The organism is Amorphus suaedae, assembly GCF_053629675.1.
Genome location: NZ_JBRJIT010000001.1, coordinates 2,407,430 through 2,426,702, shown reverse-complemented (window position 1 = coordinate 2,426,702; position 19,273 = coordinate 2,407,430). Strand labels below are relative to the sequence as shown.

General features: G+C 71.1%; 13 protein-coding genes. 4 read left to right on the top strand and 9 right to left on the bottom strand.

Features of this window, described 5'->3' with window-relative positions:
- The first annotated feature begins 560 nt into the window (after positions 1-560).
- Together AB7M35_RS10845 and AB7M35_RS10840 are read left to right on the top strand one after the other, a co-directional pair.
- Complete coding sequence (locus AB7M35_RS10845) at positions 561-1,187, top strand: trimeric intracellular cation channel family protein (protein ID WP_453959636.1); 627 nt, start codon at positions 561-563, stop codon at positions 1,185-1,187.
- 68 nt (positions 1,188-1,255) lie between these two features.
- Positions 1,256-2,239 carry an FUSC family protein gene (locus AB7M35_RS10840; RefSeq protein ID WP_453959634.1) on the top strand — a complete coding sequence of 328 codons (984 nt, stop codon included), beginning with the start codon at positions 1,256-1,258 and terminating at the stop codon, positions 2,237-2,239.
- A 252-nt stretch (positions 2,240-2,491) separates the two neighbouring features.
- On the opposite strand, the gene AB7M35_RS10835 is transcribed toward AB7M35_RS10840, so the two are convergent.
- The 5 genes from AB7M35_RS10835 to AB7M35_RS10815 form a co-directional block, all read right to left on the bottom strand.
- Positions 2,492-2,992 (bottom strand): MmcB family DNA repair protein, encoded by a 501-nt coding sequence (locus AB7M35_RS10835; RefSeq protein ID WP_453959632.1) that lies wholly within the window; start codon positions 2,990-2,992, stop codon positions 2,492-2,494.
- A gap of 135 nt (positions 2,993-3,127) precedes the next feature.
- Positions 3,128-4,342: a chromate efflux transporter gene (chrA, locus tag AB7M35_RS10830; RefSeq protein WP_453959630.1), complete on the bottom strand. Its 1,215-nt coding sequence runs from the start codon at positions 4,340-4,342 to the stop codon at positions 3,128-3,130.
- A 226-nt stretch (positions 4,343-4,568) separates the two neighbouring features.
- Positions 4,569-8,156: an AsmA family protein gene (locus AB7M35_RS10825; protein WP_453959628.1), complete on the bottom strand. Its 3,588-nt coding sequence runs from the start codon at positions 8,154-8,156 to the stop codon at positions 4,569-4,571.
- 306 nt (positions 8,157-8,462) lie between these two features.
- Positions 8,463-9,011, bottom strand: coding sequence for an ActR/PrrA/RegA family redox response regulator transcription factor (locus AB7M35_RS10820; RefSeq protein ID WP_453959627.1), 549 nt, complete (start codon positions 9,009-9,011; stop codon positions 8,463-8,465).
- A gap of 85 nt (positions 9,012-9,096) precedes the next feature.
- The gene (locus AB7M35_RS10815; protein ID WP_453959625.1) at positions 9,097-10,476 is read right to left on the bottom strand and encodes an ActS/PrrB/RegB family redox-sensitive histidine kinase; all 1,380 of its coding nucleotides are present in this window, start codon (positions 10,474-10,476) and stop codon (positions 9,097-9,099) included.
- A gap of 452 nt (positions 10,477-10,928) precedes the next feature.
- Between AB7M35_RS10815 and phaZ the strand changes: the two genes are divergently transcribed.
- Positions 10,929-12,851: a polyhydroxyalkanoate depolymerase gene (gene phaZ, locus AB7M35_RS10810; protein ID WP_453959623.1), complete on the top strand. Its 1,923-nt coding sequence runs from the start codon at positions 10,929-10,931 to the stop codon at positions 12,849-12,851.
- Positions 12,852-13,033: 182 nt separating this feature from the next.
- Positions 13,034-13,351, top strand: a complete 318-nt coding sequence (locus AB7M35_RS10805) for a c-type cytochrome (protein WP_453959621.1) — start codon at positions 13,034-13,036, stop codon at positions 13,349-13,351.
- A gap of 16 nt (positions 13,352-13,367) precedes the next feature.
- On the opposite strand, the gene AB7M35_RS10800 is transcribed toward AB7M35_RS10805, so the two are convergent.
- From AB7M35_RS10800 to AB7M35_RS10785, 4 genes are all read right to left on the bottom strand, one after another.
- On the bottom strand, positions 13,368-14,354 hold the full coding sequence (locus AB7M35_RS10800) for an endonuclease/exonuclease/phosphatase family protein (protein ID WP_453959619.1): 987 nt from the start codon (positions 14,352-14,354) through the stop codon (positions 13,368-13,370).
- Positions 14,335-16,005 (bottom strand): AMP-binding protein, encoded by a 1,671-nt coding sequence (locus AB7M35_RS10795; protein ID WP_453959617.1) that lies wholly within the window; start codon positions 16,003-16,005, stop codon positions 14,335-14,337. The genes AB7M35_RS10800 and AB7M35_RS10795 overlap by 20 nt, the downstream gene beginning before the upstream one ends.
- Before the next feature lie 85 nt (positions 16,006-16,090).
- Positions 16,091-16,603, bottom strand: coding sequence for a CAP domain-containing protein (locus AB7M35_RS10790; protein WP_453959614.1), 513 nt, complete (start codon positions 16,601-16,603; stop codon positions 16,091-16,093).
- A gap of 25 nt (positions 16,604-16,628) precedes the next feature.
- Entirely contained in the window at positions 16,629-19,202 is a 2,574-nt protein-coding gene (locus tag AB7M35_RS10785; RefSeq protein ID WP_453959612.1) for a DUF3772 domain-containing protein, read from the bottom strand.
- Positions 19,203-19,273 lie beyond the last annotated feature (71 nt).

Below are 19,273 nucleotides of genomic sequence, written 5' to 3'. Positions count from 1 at the left end.
TTGCGGTTTTCCGTCCGGGATTGCGGGGAATAGAGCGGTCTTTAGCCTGCTCACGCCGAATGCGCTCACGCGCATCGGCTCCGCGAGGGCGCCCTGACCGGGCGGCGCGCGGTCGCGCGCTGGCGGGAGGTGTCCGGAAAGGCCTGTCGTGTGGCGGCCGTGCCATGCCCCACACTCCGCTCATTCCCGCGAAAGCGGGAATCCAGGGCCGCATACCGCAGCCTTCGAGTTTGTGGGAGGGGTCCGTAGAGGCCTGCCGTGTGTCAGCCGGGCCATGCCTCAATCTCCGCTCATCCCCGCGAAAGCGGGGATCCATAGGGCCTGTCAGGTGGTGCTGGCGGGATGACGTGGCATCCGGATAGGCCTGCCGTGTGTCACCCGGACCTCACCCCACACTCCGCTCATTCCCGCGAAGGCGGGAATCCAGGGCCGCATACCGCAGGCCCGAACCCTCCCTCCCGCACCGGGGATAGTGACGACGGCAGGCCCGCTTGCCCTCGCGCCGCCGTCCGGGATCGGCCAGAGTGGGCCGGCTGCAAGGTGGGGAGGCGGAGCCGGCCATGACCGACGTCGTACTGCAGGTGCTCTATCTGGTCGCGGTCAGCGCCGAGGCGATGACGGCGGCGCTCGCCGCCGGCCGGCGCAGCATGGACTGGTTCGGCGTCGCCGTGCTCGGCTGCATCACGGCGCTCGGCGGCGGCTCCATCCGCGACATGCTGCTCGGCCACTATCCGCTCGCCTGGGTGGCGCATCCCTCCTATCTCGCCGCCGCCATCGTCGCCGCCTGCGCCGCGATCGTCTTCGCCCGTTTCATGGAGCGGCTGCGCGGCATCTTCCTGTTTCTCGACGCCGTCGGCCTCGTCGTCTTCACCGTCATCGGCTGCAACGTCGCGCTCGGCATGAACCAGCCGCTGGCCATCGTCGTGGTGATCGGCATGATCACCGGCACCGCCGGCGGCGTGCTGCGCGACATCCTGTGCAACGAGATCCCGCTGCTGTTCCGCCGCGAGCTCTATGCCAGCGTGTCGATCGTCACGGCGGGGCTCTACGTGGGCGGGCTCGCCGCCGGCTTGCAGCACGACGTGGTGATGGGCGTCGCCATGGGCGTCGGGCTGGCGCTCAGGCTCTTGGCGCTGCGCTACAACCTGCACATGCCGCAGTTCGTCTACACCAAGGACCTGCATTGACCGCACGGCCGCCGCGCGGCACGGAACGACACCAGGACGGCGCGGCCGAGCGCGGAGAAGACGACGGGATGACCGACAGAGTGCAGCGCGCGGCGGACGCCACCCCCCTCAGATACCGCCATTCCCGCGCCTTCCACGCGGCGCGCACCGGCGTCGGCGTGCTGGTCTGCATCGGCCTGACCACGGCCCTCCACGTGCCCCACGGCCTGTGGACCACCATCTCGTTCCTGGTGGTCATCACCGGGCTGCAGCACCACGGCAACATCCGCCGCAAGGCGCTGGAGCGCGTCGTCGGCACCCTCGTCGGCGCCGGCGCCGGCCTGCTGGTGCTCCTGCAGCAGGAGTGGCTGCAGCAGATCGAGCTCACCTGGCTGCTGCTCGCGCTGTTCTGCGCCGCCTGCGCCTATCACGCGGTCGGCCGCGCCGGCTACATGGCGCTCCTGGCTGGCCTCACCCTGATCATCGTCACCGGGCAGGGGACCGATCCGCTGGACATCGGGCTGTGGCGGGCGCTCAACGTGCTGATCGGCGTCGCCGTGGCGCTGGCGCTCTCCTTCGTCCAGCCGCTCTACGCCACGTGGTTCTGGCGCGACGTGCTCGCCAACGCGCTGCTCCACTGCGAGGAGGCGCTGTCGGGCGCCGCGGAGGCCGTCCCGACGCCGGCGGGCGAAGCGGCCGCCAGGCGCGGGCTCGCCGGCATCGGCGGTACCCTGCAGAGCCTCAGGACGCTGATGCCCTCCGCGGCCAAGGAAAGCGGCGTGCCGATGCCGAAGATGGAGGAGATCCAGCGCAGCGTGCGCATCGTCGTCAGCTCGGTGGAGCTCCTCACCGCCTCCGAGATCGGCCCGTCCGACGTCGCCGCCCAGTGCCGGATGCTGCACGAGCTGGCGGCCGCCCTGCGCGCGGGCGCGCTCGGTGCCATGCCGGCCTTCGAGGCGGAAGCCGCCGCCGCCACCGCCGCGGACCGGCTGTCTCTGGTCCACGTGCTCGACGAGGAGCTGCAGCGGCTCCCCCGCCTCCTGGAAGCCGCCCCCGGCCTCTGGCACGGCTGAGCGGAACGCGCAAAAACGACAACTCGCCCCAGGAATGTCCTGTCGACCAGACTCCCCCAGCGCGCGACCGCGCGCCGGCCGGAGGCCGCGCCCGCGCAGCCGCGCGCTTCAGCGCGCTGGCGTGAGCGCAAGAGAAAGGCCCAGCCTCTCGACCAGACTCCCCCAGCGCGCGACCGCGCGCCGGCCGGAGGCCGCGCCCGCGCAGCCGCGCGCTTCAGCGCGCTGGCGTGAGCGCAAGAGAAAGGCCCCGCATCACCAGACCGGCAGCTCCAGGTGGGCGGCTTCCGGGTCCTCCAGCAGGTGCAGGCGGCTGGAGGCGAGCTGGGCGACCTTCAGCAGCATCGCCTTGCGGGTGGCGGCCGCCAGCCGGTGGGTCGGCGCCTCGCGCAGGATCTCCGCCTGGAAGCCGTCGGTGAGGATCAGGCCGGCCTCCTCCGGGAACGCGGCGGAGGGCACCTCGGGCAGGGTGGCGAAGAACAGCCGGTCGCAGTGCAGCCGGTAGAACGGCCACTTGGCGTCGGCGCGCAGGTCCTCCAGCGACGACTTGATCTCGACGATCCAGATCTCGCCGCCCTTGCCGATCGCCACCAGGTCGGCCCGCCGGCCCGAGGCGAGCCCCACCTCCGGCAGCGTCGAGAAGCCGTGCATGCGCAGCAGTCGGCAGGTGCCGCGGCGCACCTTCAGCGCGTTCTGCGACTGGCGGCCGTCCACCGGCGGGGCCGGGTACGGCACGGGGGAGGGATCGAGCGACATGGCGGCCTTCGGCAGAAGTTGAGGACCCGATAGTTCCGCTTTTGTTCCAGAAGCGCAACCCCGCAAACGGCCTTGATGCGGCGGGAGTGACAAGACATCGGCTATCGGTTTCAGCCTGATCCCCTCGCCAGGGACCTACAGCACCAACCCGCCGATGATGCCTGCGGCGATAACAACCGCCCACGGCGGCGCCTTCCACTGGGCGAGCGCCACGAAGGCGGCGACCGCGATGGCGAGCGCTAGCGGCGAGGTGATGCCGCGGGTGAACACCGGATCGTAGAGCGCCGCGGCGAGGAGCCCGACCACCGCGGCGTTGACGCCGGTGAGCGCGCGGCGCGCGTTCGGCCGGTGGCGCAGCGCCGACCAGAACGGCAGGGCGCCGAGCACCAGCAGCGCCGACGGCACGAAGATCGCCACCAGCGCCACGGCCGCCCCGGCGATCCCGGTCAGCGGCCCGTCGAGCACGGCGCCGAGGAACGCGGCGAAGGTGAACAGCGGACCCGGCACCGCCTGGGCGGCGCCGTAGCCGGCGAGGAAGTCGGATTCGGAGACCAGCCCCGGCGCCACCACCGACTGCTCCAAGAGCGGCAGCACCACGTGGCCGCCGCCGAACACCAGGCTGCCGGCCCGGTAGAAGCGGTCGACGATGGCGATGCCGAAGCTGTCGGTCGCCGCGGCTAGGATCGGCAGCCCGACCAGAAGCACGGCGAACGCCGCGAGCGCCGCGATGGCGACGCCGCGCCCGACCGGCACGTGCAGGCCGCCGGGATCGTCGGCCATGTCCGGCTTCGGCAGCACCAGGAGGGCGGCGGCCGCCCCCAGCACGATCACCAGCACCTGGGTCCAGGCGGTGGGGGCGACCAGCAGCAGGATCATCGCGCCGGCGGCGATCGTGGCGCGCGGCGCGTCGGGGGCGAGCGTGCGGGCCATGCCGAGGAGGGCGTGCGCCACCACGGCGACGGCGGCCGCCTTCAGCCCGGCGATCCAGCCCGCCCCCTCGGTGTCGCCGAGCGCCCCCAGCCCGTAGGCGAAGGCGGTGAGCGCGACCGCCGAGGGCAGCGTGAAGGCGGTGAAGGCGGCCAGCATGCCGAGGTAGCCGGCGCGGGAGAGGCCCACCCCCATGCCCACCTGGCTGGAGGCAGGGCCGGGCAGGAACTGGCAGAGCGCGATCAGGTCGGCGAAGGCGCTCTCCGACATCCACTTGCGCCGCTCGACGAAGGCGGTGCGGAAATAGCCGAGATGCGACACCGGCCCGCCGAACGAGGTGAGGCCCAGCACCAGGAACACGCGGAACACCTCGCCGGGCGTCCCGCGGCGGGTGTCGGCGTCCGAACTCGGGCGGTCCTGCATCGGGGCTGATCACGAACGAGGGGAGAACGGGGATCGCGTCGGCGGGCGAACCCGCACGCGCGCACCCAGCCTATATCCGCACCGCTACAGTTTTGCGACGGCCCGCCGCGCGCGAAAACGCGCAGGAACGCGCAGATTCGCGCAGGAACGCGCACCGTCGCGCAGCCGGAACGCGCGCGTGCGCACCGCGCGACACTTTGCGCGCGGCCTCCTGCGCTCGTTTCGGTCAGCGCCGGGGGTTCGGCCGAGGGATGACATTGGTGGAGCCGACGCCGGGGGCGGCCGGCTGCGGCGCCGCCTGCGGGGCCTGCTGCGGTTGCGGCTGCGGCGCCTGCTGCGGCTGCTGGCCGGTCAGGCTGCCGATCAGCGCGGCGGCGTTGCCGGCCTGGCCGTTCTGGCCCGCCGCCTGGCCGAGCAGGCCGCCCACCAGTCCACCGAGCACCTGGTTGGCGCTCGGCTGCTGCTGTTGCTGCCGGGGCTGCGGCTGTTGCGGCTGTTGTGGCTGGGCCTGGACCGGCGCGGAGGCGGTGCTCTGCTGGCCGAGAAGGCTGCCGATCATGCCGGTGACGATCTGGTTGGCATCCGGTGCCTGCGCCGGCGCGGGGGCCGGTTCGGGCGGCGGCAGCGTCTCGGCAGCGGGCGGCGCCTCGGCCGCCGGAACCTCGGTGGTCGGCACCGGCTGCGGCGCCGGCTGGGCATTGCCGCCGACCAGTCCGCCGGCGATCTGGCCGATGGCCGAGCCGATCATGTCCTGGGTCGAGCCGCCGGATCCCGCCGCCGGCTGGCCTCCGCCGAGCTGCTGCTGCACGGCGCTGGTCAGCGCCTGCTGGAGCCCGCCGCCGCCGGATCCCGCGGCATCGCCGCCGAGCTTGCCGATCTGTTGGTCGATGAGCGAGCCGATGGCGCCCTGGGTGTCGCCGGTGGCGAGCTTGCCGACCACGTCGGCCGCGCCGCCGAGCTGCCCGGAGTTGGCGAGGTCGCCCAGATTGCCGAGCGATTTCAGCTGTTCGAGCGCCGCCTGCGGGTTCTGCAGGATGCCCTTGATGTCGGGATAGATGCGCGGATCGGACCAGGGGCCCTCGATGATGATGGGAACGCCCAGGCCTTTGGCTTCCGCCTCACTGCCCTGGCCCTCCAGGCTCGCGACGATGCGCGGATCGACCCGAAACGACATGGTCTTGTCGGCGAGGTCGGCGTTGCCGGTGCCGGTCATGCGGACCAGCGGTCCGACCAGGCTGAGGTCGTTGGTCGTCGCCACGCCGTCGGCGATCTGGAAGGTCGCCCCGAACGCGGTGAAGTCGGTCTTCTCGTTCACGTCGGTCTGCCAGCCGCTCAGGATCGACGAGCTCAGGCTGCGCATCATCTGCGGGATGTTGATGCCGAGGATCGCGCCGTCGCGGATTTCCAGCGCGGCGCTGCCGTCGAGCGAATCGATCAGCCCGTAGACGCTTTCGCCCGCGCCGGTGGTGTTGAGCGCGAGCTTGCCCGTCCCGGCCAGCGCGCCGAAGCCGGCGGCGTCCTTGAACAGCCGGTGCACGTCCACGCCGTCGAGGGTGAACTCGGCGCTGGTCGTCGCGCCGCGGTCGTCGACCAGGGTGACGCGGCCGGTGCCCGAGCCGGAATAGAGCTCGAACCGCGACAGCAGCGCCTCGAGCCGGCCGTCGTTCAGCGTCACGCCGAGCGTCGCCGCGCCGGTCTTCAGCTCGTCGACGACGATGGAACTGGCGGTCAGCGACACCGAGGCGTCGAGGGCCTTCAGCACCGTGAGATCGATCGGATCGCGGCTCCAGCCGATGCCGTTCCCCGCCGGCTGAGGGGCGGATCCGCCGGCGAGATACGGCGTCAGGTTCAGGGTGTCGAAGGCGAGGTCCGCCTTCACCGACGGCCGCGTGCCGCCGAGCGCCACCGACCCGGCGCCGCGCGCCGAACTCTGGTCGATGCTGATGACCGCGTCGCTCAGCGCCACGCCGGTGGCGGTCGCCGTCAGCACGCCCTCGATCGAGGTTGCCTGCAGGCCGTCGCCCTCGCCGATCGGGCTGTCCAGCCAGGCGAGCAGCCCCCGCAGCGAGGGGGTCGACAGCCCGACGCGGCCGTTGGCCTGCCCGCCGAGCGTGATGGTGCCGGCGAAGCTCGTCGCCAGCCGGGGGGAACGCAGGTCCGCGTTGAGGTTGCTGGGCGCGCCGGAGAGCAGCACGCCGGGCGGCCCCGAGGTGCCGGTCACCGCGAACGTGTCGCCGCGCCAGCCAACGTTGCCGCTCAGCGAAACCGGGCTGTCGGTGCCGGCGAACCGTGCGTCCACGTTGATCGCGTCGAGCGTGCCGGCCGCGGAATCCCCCGGCACGGCCTGGGCCAGCGGCAGCCCGGTGACGCGGCCGTCGCGCAGGCCGATCGAGCCCTCCGCCGTGGCGTTGCGCGTCAGCGTGTCAGTCGTCGTGCCGCGGCTGGTGAAGCCGACGTCGGCGAACAGCATGCCGCTCGCGTCGTAGGGGGCGGGCGCGAAGGCGAGCACGGTGGCGAGCGGCAGCTGGGCGACGGTGGCGCGCCCGTCGATGGCTGCGGTGCCGCTGTCGTCCCAGGCGCGCGCGGTGAAGCCGATCGAGCCGCCGCCGAAGCCCACCTGCGGCACCTCCACCTGCAGCATCCCGTTCTGGAGGCTGACCTGTGCTGTGAGGCCCTTGAGCGTCAGGTTCGGCGCCCTGAGCTCCTCCACCGACACCGACACCTCGGCGTCGACCGACTTCAGCGCGGCCAGGTCGATCGGGGTGTCGGCGGCGGGCGCGTTCGCCGTGTCGGCCTGATCGCCGCTCCGGAAGGAGGCGAGATCGATGGTGTCGGCGGCGATGCGGCCGCGGACCTGCGGCACCTCGGTGGCGGTCGGCAGCGTCAGTTCGCCGGTGAACGCGGTGTCGTTCAGCTTTCCGGCGATGTTGGTGAGCGCCAGCGCCAGCGGGTTCATCACCGCCGTCGCCTTCAGCGACATGGCGCCCAGCGCCACGCCGGGTGCCGAGCCGCTGGCCCAGGCGATGGCGTCGGACAGGTTGTCGCTGGCGAGCGCCACCGTGCCGTCGAAGCTGAGGGTGGAGCCGAGGATCGCCGTGCCGGTGATCTCGCCCGTGGCCGGCCCCTCGCTCACCGCGATCGTCACGGCGGTGGGCGCCGTGTTGCTCAGCGTCTGCGGCGTGTCGATCTCGGCGGAAAAGGCCAGCGGCGCGCCGCGGAAGACCAGGTTGCCCTCGGCGTGGGCGGTCTCGTCGATGCCCGGCAGCCGCAGTTCCACGAACACCTTGTCGGCGGTCTCGCGCACGCCGGAGGCGACGTCCTCGATGACGACGACGCCGTTGCGCACGTTGAAGTGGGCGACGGACAGGCGCTCCAGGATGGCCAGCGGGTCGCTGTCCGCGTCGCCGGCGGCGGTGTCGGTCGCGGCGGTCCGGTGGGACAGGCCGGGCAGCGTGATCGACCCGTCCTCCAGGCGCTGCAGCGCGATGTGCAGCCCGTCGAGGACGATCTCGTTGACGTTGACGGTGCCGGTCAGGAGCGGGATCAGCGACAGGTCGGCGCGCAGGGTGGAGAGCGACATCACGTCGGCGCCGTCGGGCGCGCGCACCCGCACCGCGTCGGCCGACAGCGACAGCGTCGGCAGCGCGCGCAGGCTGACCGCCCCGTCGATGGAGATGGTGAGGCCGGTCGCCTGGCTGATCTGGCTGATCACCGTCTGCCGGACCCACTGGGTGGAGACGAACATCGGCAGCGCCGCGAGGATCGCGACGACCAGCAGGCCGAGGGCAGCAAGCCCAATCAGGGCGCGTTTCATCGCTCACTCTCCGGCACGCGCGAAATCGGAAAACGAATCAGAAACACACTCTACCCGATCGGGCCCGGCCGGGGGCATCTCCGACGCTGCGGGCAGCGTGCGCTCAGGAGGGGAGGGCGCTAGGTCGAGGTCGGTGCCGCATCCGCCGGACACTCGCCCGGAGCCGGATGCCGAGCCCAGACCCGGCTCGGCGTCGGAGCCGCTTTCGGGAGGAGACGATCCCCTACTCGGTCCGAAGTGCCCGAAGATTCAATGGCCTGGGCACTTTCGTCCCGGTCAGGATGAACCGATCCGACCGGGAAGGACCTAGCGCGGGGCGCGCTTCGCGAGGATCCGCTGCAGCGTGCGCCGGTGCATGTTGAGGCGGCGGGCCGTCTCCGAGACGTTGCGGTCGCACAGCTCGTAGATGCGCTGGATGTGCTCCCAGCGGACGCGGTCGGCCGACATCGGATTGTCCGGCGGCAGCGCCCGGTCGTCTGGGTTGCGGGTCAGCGCGATGAACACCTCGTCGGCATCGGCCGGCTTGGCGAGATAGTCGACGGCGCCGAGCTTCACGGCGGTCACCGCGGTGGCGATGTTGCCGTAGCCGGTCAGCACGACGCTGCGCGCCTCGGGGCGCACGTGGCGCAGCCGCTCGACCACGTCGAGCCCATTGCCGTCGCCGAGGCGCATGTCGACCACCGCATAGGCGGGTGCGCTCCGGTCGACCTTGCCGATGGCTTCCTCGATGGTCTCGGCCGTGTCGGTTTCGAAGCCGCGCTTCTCCATCGCCCGCGCCAGGCGCTGGACGAAGGCATGGTCGTCGTCGACGATCAGGAGGGTGGGGTCGGGGCCGAGGTCTGTGCTGTCTGTCATTACGCTACACGCCGGGTCTTCGCGGTCGCGCCGCCCTGATCCGTGACGCGGGCGTTCGACCGTCGCTTTCGTTGCTTTGTCCCAGTTATAGGGTTGCGGAACGGTTCGGCAAAGCCGCCGCCTGCGCGGCACGCCGGTCCGGGTGGCCTTCTCGCGTCGCCGGAAAGCGGCCGAGATCGATGGCGTCACGGTCCCAGTGCACCTTCACGACGGCGCCGCGGCCGGGAAACCGGCGGTTGCTGAACGTCAGGTGCGCCCCGGTCCGCTCGAGCAGCGTCTTGGCGATGAAGAAGCCGAGGCCGAGGCCGCCACCCGCGGAACGGCTGGATCTGCTGGTCACGTAGGGGTCGCCGAGCCGGTCGAGGACGGCCTCCGCGAAGCCGCGCCCGTCGTCCGCGATGGTGATGGAAACCTCCCTGTCGCTCCATTCGGCGGTCACCGTGACGCGTGCCTCGGCGAAGTCGACGGCGTTCTCCAGAAGGTTGCCGAGGCCGTACAGAATGGCCGGGCTGCGTGCGACGATTGGCTCCACCGGCGTCGTCTTTCCGCGCTCCACATCGACCTCGATTCCGAAGTCGCGGGTCGGCGCGACCACCTCCTCGATCAGTTGCGCGAGGCTCATCCGGTCGAAGTGGCCGTCCGGCTCGTCGGCCAGCGTGGTCAGCTTGCGCAGGATCTCGCGGCATCGGTCGGTCTGGGTGCGCAGCAGATGGATGTCCTCGGCGTGCGGGGAGTTCGCTTCCAGTTCCCGCTCCAGTTCGCTGGAAACGAGCGCGATGGTGGCGAGTGGCGTGCCGAGCTCGTGGGCAGCCGCCGCGGCGAGCCCGTCGAGGGCGCTCAGGTGCTGCTCGCGGGCAAGGATGAGCTCGGTGGCGGCCAGCGCGTCGGCGAGCTGACGCGCCTCCTCCGCCACCCGGAAGGTGAACATGCCCATCAGCGCCAGGCTGCAGGTGAGCGCCAGCCACACGCCGCCGACATAGAGCAGCGGCAGGGCCAGCGTCTCGCCGGCGTACCAGGGCAGCGCGTGGTGCCGGATCGCCAGAAACGTCGCCATCACGAGCACGAGGCTCGCCAGAAGCACCGTCTTCTGCGGCGGCAGCGCGGTGGCCGAGATCATCACCGGCGCGATCATCAGGAACGCAAACGGGTTGAAGAGCCCGCCCGTGAGGTAGAGCAGCCCGGCCAGCTGCAGGATGTCGAAGCCGAGCAGCATCGTGGTCTTCGGTTCGGACAGCCGGCGGCTCGACGAGAAACGCAGCCGCAGCGCGACGTTGAGGATCGCCGACGCCGCGATCAGCGCCAGGCAGGCCACCATCGGCAGCGGAAAGCCGAGCAGCAGCCCGACCGACAGCACGGTGGCGGTCTGGCCGAAGACGGCGAGCCATCGCAACCGGATCAGCGTGTCCAGCCGCACGTTGCGCTGGCCGAATGCGGGAGTGCCGTCGAGGAGGGCGGGAGCGGTCATGGCGTGCGTTTCCATCGTCCGGCAAGGCCGGTCTGTCTTGGCTGATGGCCGGCCGTCACGCAGCCATCGCTGGATTCTGGGCCGCTGTGGCCTGCCATCAGCACATATGGCGGCGTCCGGGCGGTCAATGGAACCTCTTTCGACGGCTGGCGCGGATTGGTCACAGCCGCTTGGGCGGTCGCGGAGGCGGTGCGACGGCGCCGCGTGCACTTGTGGCTCAGCGAGTAAACCCCATGTGATTCGCAGCACACGCGCGCACATTGTGCCCGCAACCGGAAGCGACGGCCGGACTCATCCCGCCCCATCACGTTGATCGTGCTCAGCTTCCTGCAAGCCAAGCGATCCAAAGTGCGTTGACTTGCCGAGCGCAGCTGCGCGCCGCTATTGTTTGTGCGGCGCGAAAGCCCCGCTCAAGCGGGCGATATCGCACATCCAACTTGGGACATTTCGTCGTGTACTATGAACTTTATGAATTGAACCATGCCGTCCTCAGCCCGTGGCGGGCGGCGGCGGATGCGACGCGCCTCTACTTCAAGAATCCGCTCAACCCGCTCGCCCACACCACGCTCGGCAAGAGCATGGCTGCCGGCAGCGAGCTGTTCGAACGGGTAACGCGCCGTTACGGAAAGCCCGAGTTCGGCTACGGATCGACGACGGTGGGCGGCACCCGCGTCCCGGTCCGTGAGGAGGTCGTCTGGGAGCGGCCGTTCTGTCGCCTCGTGCATTTCAGCCGCGGGCTCCCCGAGGGCCGGCGCAAGGATCCGAAGGTGCTGGTCGTGGCGCCGATGTCCGGCCACTACGCCACGCTGCTGCGCGGAACGGTCGAGGCGCTGCTGCCCAGCCACGACGTCTACATCACCGACTGGATCGACGCCCGCATGGTCCCGGAGACCGACGGCCCCTTCGATCTGGACGACTACATCGACTACGTCATCTCCATGCTGCGCTTCCTCGGCGGCAACACCCATGTGATGGCGGTCTGCCAGCCGGCCGTTCCGGTGTTCGCGGCCGTCGCGATCATGGAAGAGGACAACGACCCCTACGCGCCGCTGTCGATGACGCTGATGGGCGGACCGATCGACACCCAGGTCAATCCCACCGCCGTCAACGATCTCGCCAAGCAGCATTCCATCGACTGGTTCCGCCGCAACGTCATCATGCGGGTGCCGTTTCCGCATCCGGGCTTCCTGCGCGAGGTCTACCCGGGCTTCCTGCAGCTGACCGGGTTCATGAGCATGAACCTCGACCGGCACATGACGGCGCACAACGATTTCTTCCACCACCTGATCCAGGGCGACGGCGATTCCGCCGAGAAGCATCGCGACTTCTACGACGAGTATCTGGCGGTGATGGACCTCACGGCGGAGTTCTATCTGCAGACGCTCGAGAAGGTGTTCATGAACCATGACCTTCCGAACGGCACCTTCCTGCACCGCGACCGCCTGGTGAACCCGGGCGCGATCCGGCGCACCGCGCTGCTCACCATCGAGGGCGAGAAGGACGACATCTCCGGTGTCGGCCAGACCCAGGCGGCCCACCGCCTCGCGGTGAACCTGCCGGAGGAGAAGCGCTCCCACTACATGCAGCCCGGCGTCGGCCATTACGGCGTCTTCAACGGCTCGCGCTATCGCTCGGAAATCTGTCCGCGTATCTCCGACTTCATCCTGACCCACGAGCCGTCCGCGGCACGGAAGGCCAGCCCGGCTCCGGCCGCGGCCAAGGCGGCCGAGCCGAAGGCCGTGGACGCGAAGCCGGCTGAGACCAAGGCGCCTGCTCCGAAGGCCGCCGCCGAGGCGAAGCCCGCCGAGGCGAAGGCGGCCCCGAAGCCGGTCGAGGCGAAGGCGCCGGACACCAAGGCGAAAGCGTCGGCCGCCGCGACGGCTCCGGCCGCCGCGAAGTCCGAGACCAGGGCACCCGCCAAGGCCGCGCCGGCTCCGAAGGCCGCGCCGACCCCCAAGGCGGCCGCCCCGAAGGCGAAAGCGGCGCCCAAGGCCGCTGCGGTCCCCAAGGCGAAGGCCACGCCCGCATCACGGCCCGCGCCCGCGAAGACCGCCGCCAAGGCTCCGGCCCCGGCGAAGGCCGCGGCCCCCAAGCCGGCCCGCAAAGCGAAGCCGAAGCGCGGGTCGCTGGCCGATGTCGCGCTCGCCGCGCCGAACGGCACCGCCGACGACCTGACCCGCATCCGCGGCATCGGTCCCGGTCTCGCCAAGCGCCTGAACGATATGGGTATCTTCCATTTCGAGCAGGTCGCCCGGCTGAGCGCCGCGGCCATCGACGAGATCGACGGCGCGCTGTCGTTCCCCGGCCGCATCCGCCGCGACGACTGGATCGGCCAGGCGAAGGCGCTGGCTCCGGCCGAGACCGAGGGCAGCTGACCCCGCCGCGGTTCCCTGCGGCCGGATGGCGCCTCGTGCCGTCCGGCTTCATCTTCTGGAATTGATCGAAATCACGGAGCCCGCCGGCCGGTCGTGATCTGGTGGCCATCGCCACCCGCGTCACCGTCGCCGCCGGGCGCCCTGCTGTCCGGCCGGAGACCGCTTCCGGAGTGATCGTTCCCGTGACTGGACTCCGCCACCTCAGCATTCTCGCCCTCGTCGTCGGACAGGCCGTCCCGGCCTTCGCCGCCGGCGACGCCCGCGAAGGCCATGCGCTTGCCCGGCAATGGTGCTCCGAATGTCACGTCGTCGACGACGACCAGACGACCGGCAGCGCCGACGTGCCGCCGTTCGCGGCGATTGCCCGATCGGAAAGCCTGACGCCGGAAGGGCTTGCCGCGTTCCTCGCCGATCCGCACCCCGTGATGCCAAACCTGTCGCTCTCGCGCGCCCAGATCGCCGACCTCGTCGCCTACATCGAGGGGCTCAGGGCCGACTGAGGCGTTCCGCAGGACGTCAGAAGGCGAAGCTCGCCGACAGCGGCGCGTGCAGCGATCCCGGAAAGTCGTCGGGAACCGCGGTGTCGTCGATGAGGTCGGCGTTGTCGATGCGCACGTCGGTCAGGTGGGCGGCCAGCGCCCGGCTCATCAGGATGTGGTCGATCAGCTGCCGCCGGCCGTCGTGCAGGGTGGTGTAGCGCCGCTCCGCCGCCACCCGCGCCTCCGCCGCCGTCAGCGCGTGGCCGGAGAGGGCCGGGGTGCCCGTGTCGGCGTCGGCCGCCAGCAGCAGGCGCAGCGGCGTTTCCAGCAGGTCGGCGTTGAGGTCGCCCGCCACCGCGATCAGCCGGTCCGGGTCGTCGTCGAGGAGCAGGTCGATCGCCCTGCGGATCTCCAGCGCCTGTCCCATCCGTTTCATCGCCGCGAGGAGGTAGCCCTCGGCCCAGCCGCTGGTGCTGCGCCAGGTGTGGGCGTCGAGCTTCTCGCCCGGCACGGGGGCGGCGAGCGGCGCGCGCAGATGGGCGTTGAAGACGTCGAGATGCCGGCCGGGCGCAATCGCGACGGTCGCCTGCAGCACCGGCCGGTCGAACGTCACGTCGATGGGGGTCTCCGGGCCCGTCGGCAGGCGCAGCGCCGATGGCGGTACCAGGTCGTGCCACAGCCGCCGGTGGGCGACGATCGGGAGCCGCGACACCACGACGAGGTTGTGGCGGTCGCCGACGGGGCCGTTCAGCCCGGCGGAGACGCGCGGGCAGCCGGCGAGCGGGGTTCCCTCCAGAAGCAGGTCCAGGTCCGCCAGCGTCCGGTCGCCGCCACCGTGCGGCCGCTGGCCGTTGACCTCCTGCAGGCACAGGACGTCCGCCTCCAGCGGTCCGATCACGGCGCGCAGCGCGTCGAGGCGCGCGGCGGTGGGGGCAAGGCCCTCCCGGTCGCCGCCGAAGGATTCCAGGTTGAAGGTGGCGAGCCGCAGCGGGCCGCCGTGGGCCTCAGCCGTCTGCGCCGACATCGCCGCCGTCCGTACCGCCGGTCGCCGCCGCCTCCTCGCGCACCCGATCGCGGAACACCCGGCGGATGACCTTGCCGGTGGTGGTCAGCGGCATCTCGTCGACGAAGGCGATCTCGCGCGGATATTCGTGGGCCGAGAGCCGCTCGCGCACGTGGCCCTGGATGTCGCCGGCCAGCGCATCGCTGGGCTCGATCTCCGGCCGAAGCTGGACGAACGCCTTGACGATTTCGGTGCGCATCGGATCCGGCTTGCCGACGACGGCGGCGAGCTGCACCGCCGGGTGGGCCACGAGGCAGTCCTCGATCTCGGTCGGGCCGATCCGGTAACCGGACGAGGTGATGACGTCGTCGTCGCGCCCGACGAAGGTCACGTAACCCTCGTCGTCCATGGTCCCCTGGTCGCCGGTCATGAGCCAGTCGCCGCGGAACTTGTCGCGGGTGGCGGCGGGGTTGTTCCAGTAGGTGATGAACATCACCGGGTCCGGCGCCTTCACCGCGATGGTGCCCTGGACGCCGCGCGGCACCTCGCGGCCCTCGTCGTCGACGACGGCGACGGTGTGGCCGGGAACGGCCTTGCCGATCGCGCCGCCCTTGTTCACCCCGATCGCCGCGCACGACGACAGCACCAGGTTGCATTCGGTCTGGCCGTAGAACTCGTTGATGGTGAGGCCCAGCGCGGAATGGCCCCAGTCGAAGGTGCCGCGGCCGAGGCTTTCGCCGCCCGAGCCCACCGAGCGGAGGGCCAGACCCGGAGGCGGGGGCGCCGCCTTGAGCATCCGCAGCGCCGTCGGCGGGATGAACGCGTTGCGGACCTCCGCGTCGACCATCAGCCGCCAGGCCTCCTCCGGATCGAAGCGGTCGAAGCGGCGCGCCACCACGGGCACGCCCAGCTTCAGCGCCGGCAGCAGCACGTTCAGCAGGCCGCCGGCCCAGGCCCAGTCGGCGGGCGTCCAGATGCGGTCGCCGGGCTGCGGCAGGAAATCGTGGTGCATCTGCACGCCGGGGACGTGGCCGAGCAGCACCCGGTGGCCGTGCAGCGCGCCCTTGGGCGGGCCGGTGGTGCCGGAGGTGTAGATCATCATCGACGGTTCGTCGGCGCCGGTGTCGGCGGTCTCGAACCGGTCCGACGCCCTGTCGAGGAGGGATGCATAGTCTGCCGCGCCGTCCTCGGCGCCGTCGATCGACAGCACCAGCGAAAGCTCGGGGATGGCCGCGCGGATGCCGGCGAGCTTGGCGGCGCCGATGCGGTTGGTGACGATGGCTTTCACCCCGGCGTCGGCCAGCCGGTAGCGCAGCGCGTCGGGCCCGAACACGGCGGCCAGCGGCAGCGCCACCGCCCCAATCCGGTAGATGGCGAGGTGGGCGACGGCGGTCTCGGCGACCTGGGGCAGGAACACCGCGATGCGGTCGCCGCGGGCGAGGCCATGGGCGGCGAACACGTTGGCGAGCCGCGCCGTCTGGCGGTTCAGCTCGCCGTGGTCGATGGTACGCCGGCCGCCGTCCTCGGCGATCTCGATGATCGCCGTGCGGCCGGGCTCGCCGGCCGCCCAGCGGTCGTTGGCGTCGGCCGCGATGTTGTAGCGGTCCGGCACCTGCCAGCGGAAGCCGGCAACGAGGCTGTCATAGTCCGCCGCCTTCGAAAGGTTCGTCACGGGGCCGCCCTTCTTCTTGTTCGGTCGGTGAGACCGGCGGGCACACTATGGAAACCGTCGGCCCCGATCGCAAATCGCCGCGGCGCTACTCTGCCGGTTTGGCGAAGATCCCGGCCCAGAAGACCTTGTATTTCGACCCCGGCGCGTAGGCCGTGGCGATGCCGAAGCGGGTCACGTCCGGGTCCAGCATGTGGGCGTTGTGGGTCTTCAGCTCGCGCCAGCCGGAGAACGTCTCCGCCATGGTGCGGTAGCCGGCGCTGACGTTCTCCACCGCGTGGGAGGCGGGATAGCCGGCGGCCTTCAGGCGCGCGTCGATGGCGCGTTCGCCGCCGAGCGACACCTGGATGCTGTCGCGCGCCGCCAGCACGTCGGCCTGCTCCTGGGCGATGCGGTTCAGGGCCGGATCGACGGTGAGCGGCGCCAGCCCGTTGTTCTGGCGGTAGTTGTTGATCAGGTTGACGGCGGCGGCGGTATCGATCGCCGCGCTGGGCGAACCGAGGTCCTGATAGAAACTCGGCTTTTCCGGTGGCTTGGCGCAGGCGGCGAGGCCGGCGAGCGCAACCAGGGCCAGGAGGCGACAAGCGCGTCCGAGGGTCATGCGATGTGTCCTTGCGGGGATGGGGTCAGATCTCGGCGCCATCCCCGTCCGGGGCATCCGAGATGGCTTCGCGGGAGGGCGGGTCGGCCTCGTGCGGCGCACCCGCGGGAGCGGGCCGGTCGGCGGCCCTGTCGTTGATGTGCACGTCGCGGCGGGTGTAGGGGATCTCGATGCCGTTCTCGCGCAGCGTCCGGAACACCGCGAAGCGCAGCTCCGATTTCGCGCTCAGCATGTAGTCCACGTTGCCCAGGTAGCAGAACAGCTGGAACTCGAGCGCCGATTCGCCGAAGTTCGAGAGATACACCTTCGCCTCCGGATAGGCGAGGACGTTTGGATGCGACTGGGCGACCTCCAGCAGCAGGTCGTGGACCTGGTCGGGATCCGACTGGAACGGCACCCGCACGTCGACGATGACGCGGCCGGAATTGTCGTTGTGCATCCAGTTCTTCACGACGCCGGAGATCAGGTCGGAGTTCGGCACGATCACGGTGGAGCGGTCGAAGGTCTCGATCTCGGTGGAGCGCACGTTGATGCGTTTCACGTAGCCCTGGTCGGCGCCGACAACGATCCAGTCGCCGGCCTTGATGGGCCGTTCGGCCAGCAGGATCAGGCCGGACACGAAGTTGTTGACGATCGACTGCAGGCCGAAACCGACACCGACCGACAGCGCGCCGGCGATGATGGCGACGTTCTGCAGGTTGAAGCCGGCGACCGAGAACGCGACCATGCCGGCGACGATCACGCCCAGATAGCCGAGCCCGGTGCGCACCGAGGTCTTCAGGCCCACGTCCATGCGGGTGTGGGGCAGGAAGCGGGTGTCCAGCCAGCGCTGGAAGGCGCGGGTGGCGAGCATGCCAATCGCGAACACCGCGAGCGCGCCCACGATCGCGGTGGGGGAGATGGTCACCGAGCCGATGCTGAGCCCGCTCACGGTTCGCCGGAACGCGCTCGACAGGTCGTCGCCGTTCACACCGAAGGGCGCCAGCACGAGGCTGCCGGCGATCACGATCAGGAAGATCCGCGCCACGCCCGAGAGGATCGCGCCGAGTTGCTCGATGGTCGCCGGCCGGAGCCGCAGGTTGCGCAGCAGGACGTCGCCGACGGTAGTGCCCGCCCGGAAGGCCGCCGAGATCAGCTCGTCCGCCAGGATCAGCACGACGAACAGGATGCTGAGGATGACGGCCACCCAGGTGGTCTGGCCGACCAGGAACCAGCCGAGGGTCAGGTAGCCGGCGAGGGGCGCCAGCGCGGCGACGATGGCGGCGAGCCACGCCGGCGGCAGCAGCCACCGCCAGATCGCGATGGTGCCGCCGTCGGGGCTGTCGGAATCCTCGTTGAGGCCGCGGGCGACCGCGTGCAGCGTCCCCATCGACGCCGCCGCGGTGGCGAGCGCGAAGATGCCCTGCAGCCCCTCGATCACCGGCAGCGGCAGCGCCAGCACGTCCGACATCTGCACGATGAAGAAGCCGGCGCAGAAGATGCCCGCGTAGAGCACCACCCACTTGTTGATGTTGACCGCCGCGCCGTCGGCCACCGTCAGGTAGCGCCACGTCGGGCGGACCGGGGCGATGATCGCCTGGCTCAGGCCGCGGACCGTGGCGAACAGGCCGAGCGACTGGAGAAGCGCGAGCAGCGTGTCGTCGATGCGCTGTGGCGACAGGTCGAACGCGTCGAGCAGCATGATCAGGCCGCCGAGCAGCACCAGCACGATGCCGACGTTCACCGAGGCGATGGCGACCGCATGGGTGACCTTGGGGAGCGGCGCGACGTTGGTGGCGGTCGGGTCGCGGTTGGTGCGCCGGTCGAGGTAGCGGCGCACCGGCCCCACCACGATGATGACCACCAGGAACACGAGCAGCCCGCCCGCCGCCGAGGCGCCGCCGGCGCGCTCGCGCAACAGCTTCGTCCAGTCCTCCACCAGCAGGTTGAGGCTCATGATGGCGCGCGGCAATTCCGAGACGATGTCGCGCCAGAGGGACGGATCGAGGATGCTGCTGCGCCGCTCGCCGATCTCCTGGGCGAACAGCTGGCGGCGCCGGGCCTCGATGGTCGAGATCAGCTCTTCGGCGCGCAGCCGGATCGACTGGGCCTGCTTCAGCACGGCCTCGAGCGCCACCAGCCCGCGGGTCTGGGACTCGCGCTCCAGCTTCAGGGTTTCCGGTTCGAGCGCGCTCTGCTCCTCTGGCAGGCTCAGCTCGTCGAGCCGGGCCTTGAGCGTCTCGGCGCGCGGCTTCAGCCTCTCGATCAGCGGCTTGGTCTGGTCGCGGATCTCGATGACCGTCCGGCGCAGTTCGACCAGCCGCGGATCCGGGATGCGCTCCTGCTCCAGCGTCTTGGCGATCTGGTCGAGCTTGACCCGCCAGCCGTCGAGCAGCGCCTGGTCCGCGGCGTCCACCGTCGCGGGAGCGATCGAGACCGGGCGCGACGGCGGGTCCTTCGGGGGGGTGGCTTCGGGGGTCTCGGCGCTGGTGGACTGGTTGCCGGGCGAGATCGTCTTGCCCACCAGGTCCCGGATGCCCTGCGCCCGGGCGCCCGCGTGCGGCACCGCGGTCACGAAGACCGAGGCGAGGAGGAGGCTGATCAGGAAGGGGCGAAGCATCGGGCGCATCGTGGAACCAGGGCGCGTCGGAGGTCCGGTGGGGTCGGCTCACGGAGGCAAGGGCCGCGCCG

Coding starts and splice junctions, on each gene's coding strand:
- AB7M35_RS10845 (WP_453959636.1), top strand. CDS start 561: ATGACCGACGTCGTACTGCAGGTGCTCTATCTGGTCGCGGTCAGCGCC.
- AB7M35_RS10840 (WP_453959634.1), top strand. CDS start 1,256: ATGACCGACAGAGTGCAGCGCGCGGCGGACGCCACCCCCCTCAGATAC.
- AB7M35_RS10835 (WP_453959632.1), bottom strand. CDS start 2,992: ATGTCGCTCGATCCCTCCCCCGTGCCGTACCCGGCCCCGCCGGTGGAC.
- chrA (WP_453959630.1), bottom strand. CDS start 4,342: ATGCAGGACCGCCCGAGTTCGGACGCCGACACCCGCCGCGGGACGCCC.
- AB7M35_RS10825 (WP_453959628.1), bottom strand. CDS start 8,156: ATGAAACGCGCCCTGATTGGGCTTGCTGCCCTCGGCCTGCTGGTCGTC.
- AB7M35_RS10820 (WP_453959627.1), bottom strand. CDS start 9,011: ATGACAGACAGCACAGACCTCGGCCCCGACCCCACCCTCCTGATCGTC.
- AB7M35_RS10815 (WP_453959625.1), bottom strand. CDS start 10,476: ATGACCGCTCCCGCCCTCCTCGACGGCACTCCCGCATTCGGCCAGCGC.
- AB7M35_RS10800 (WP_453959619.1), bottom strand. CDS start 14,354: ATGTCGGCGCAGACGGCTGAGGCCCACGGCGGCCCGCTGCGGCTCGCC.
- AB7M35_RS10790 (WP_453959614.1), bottom strand. CDS start 16,603: ATGACCCTCGGACGCGCTTGTCGCCTCCTGGCCCTGGTTGCGCTCGCC.
- AB7M35_RS10785 (WP_453959612.1), bottom strand. CDS start 19,202: ATGCTTCGCCCCTTCCTGATCAGCCTCCTCCTCGCCTCGGTCTTCGTG.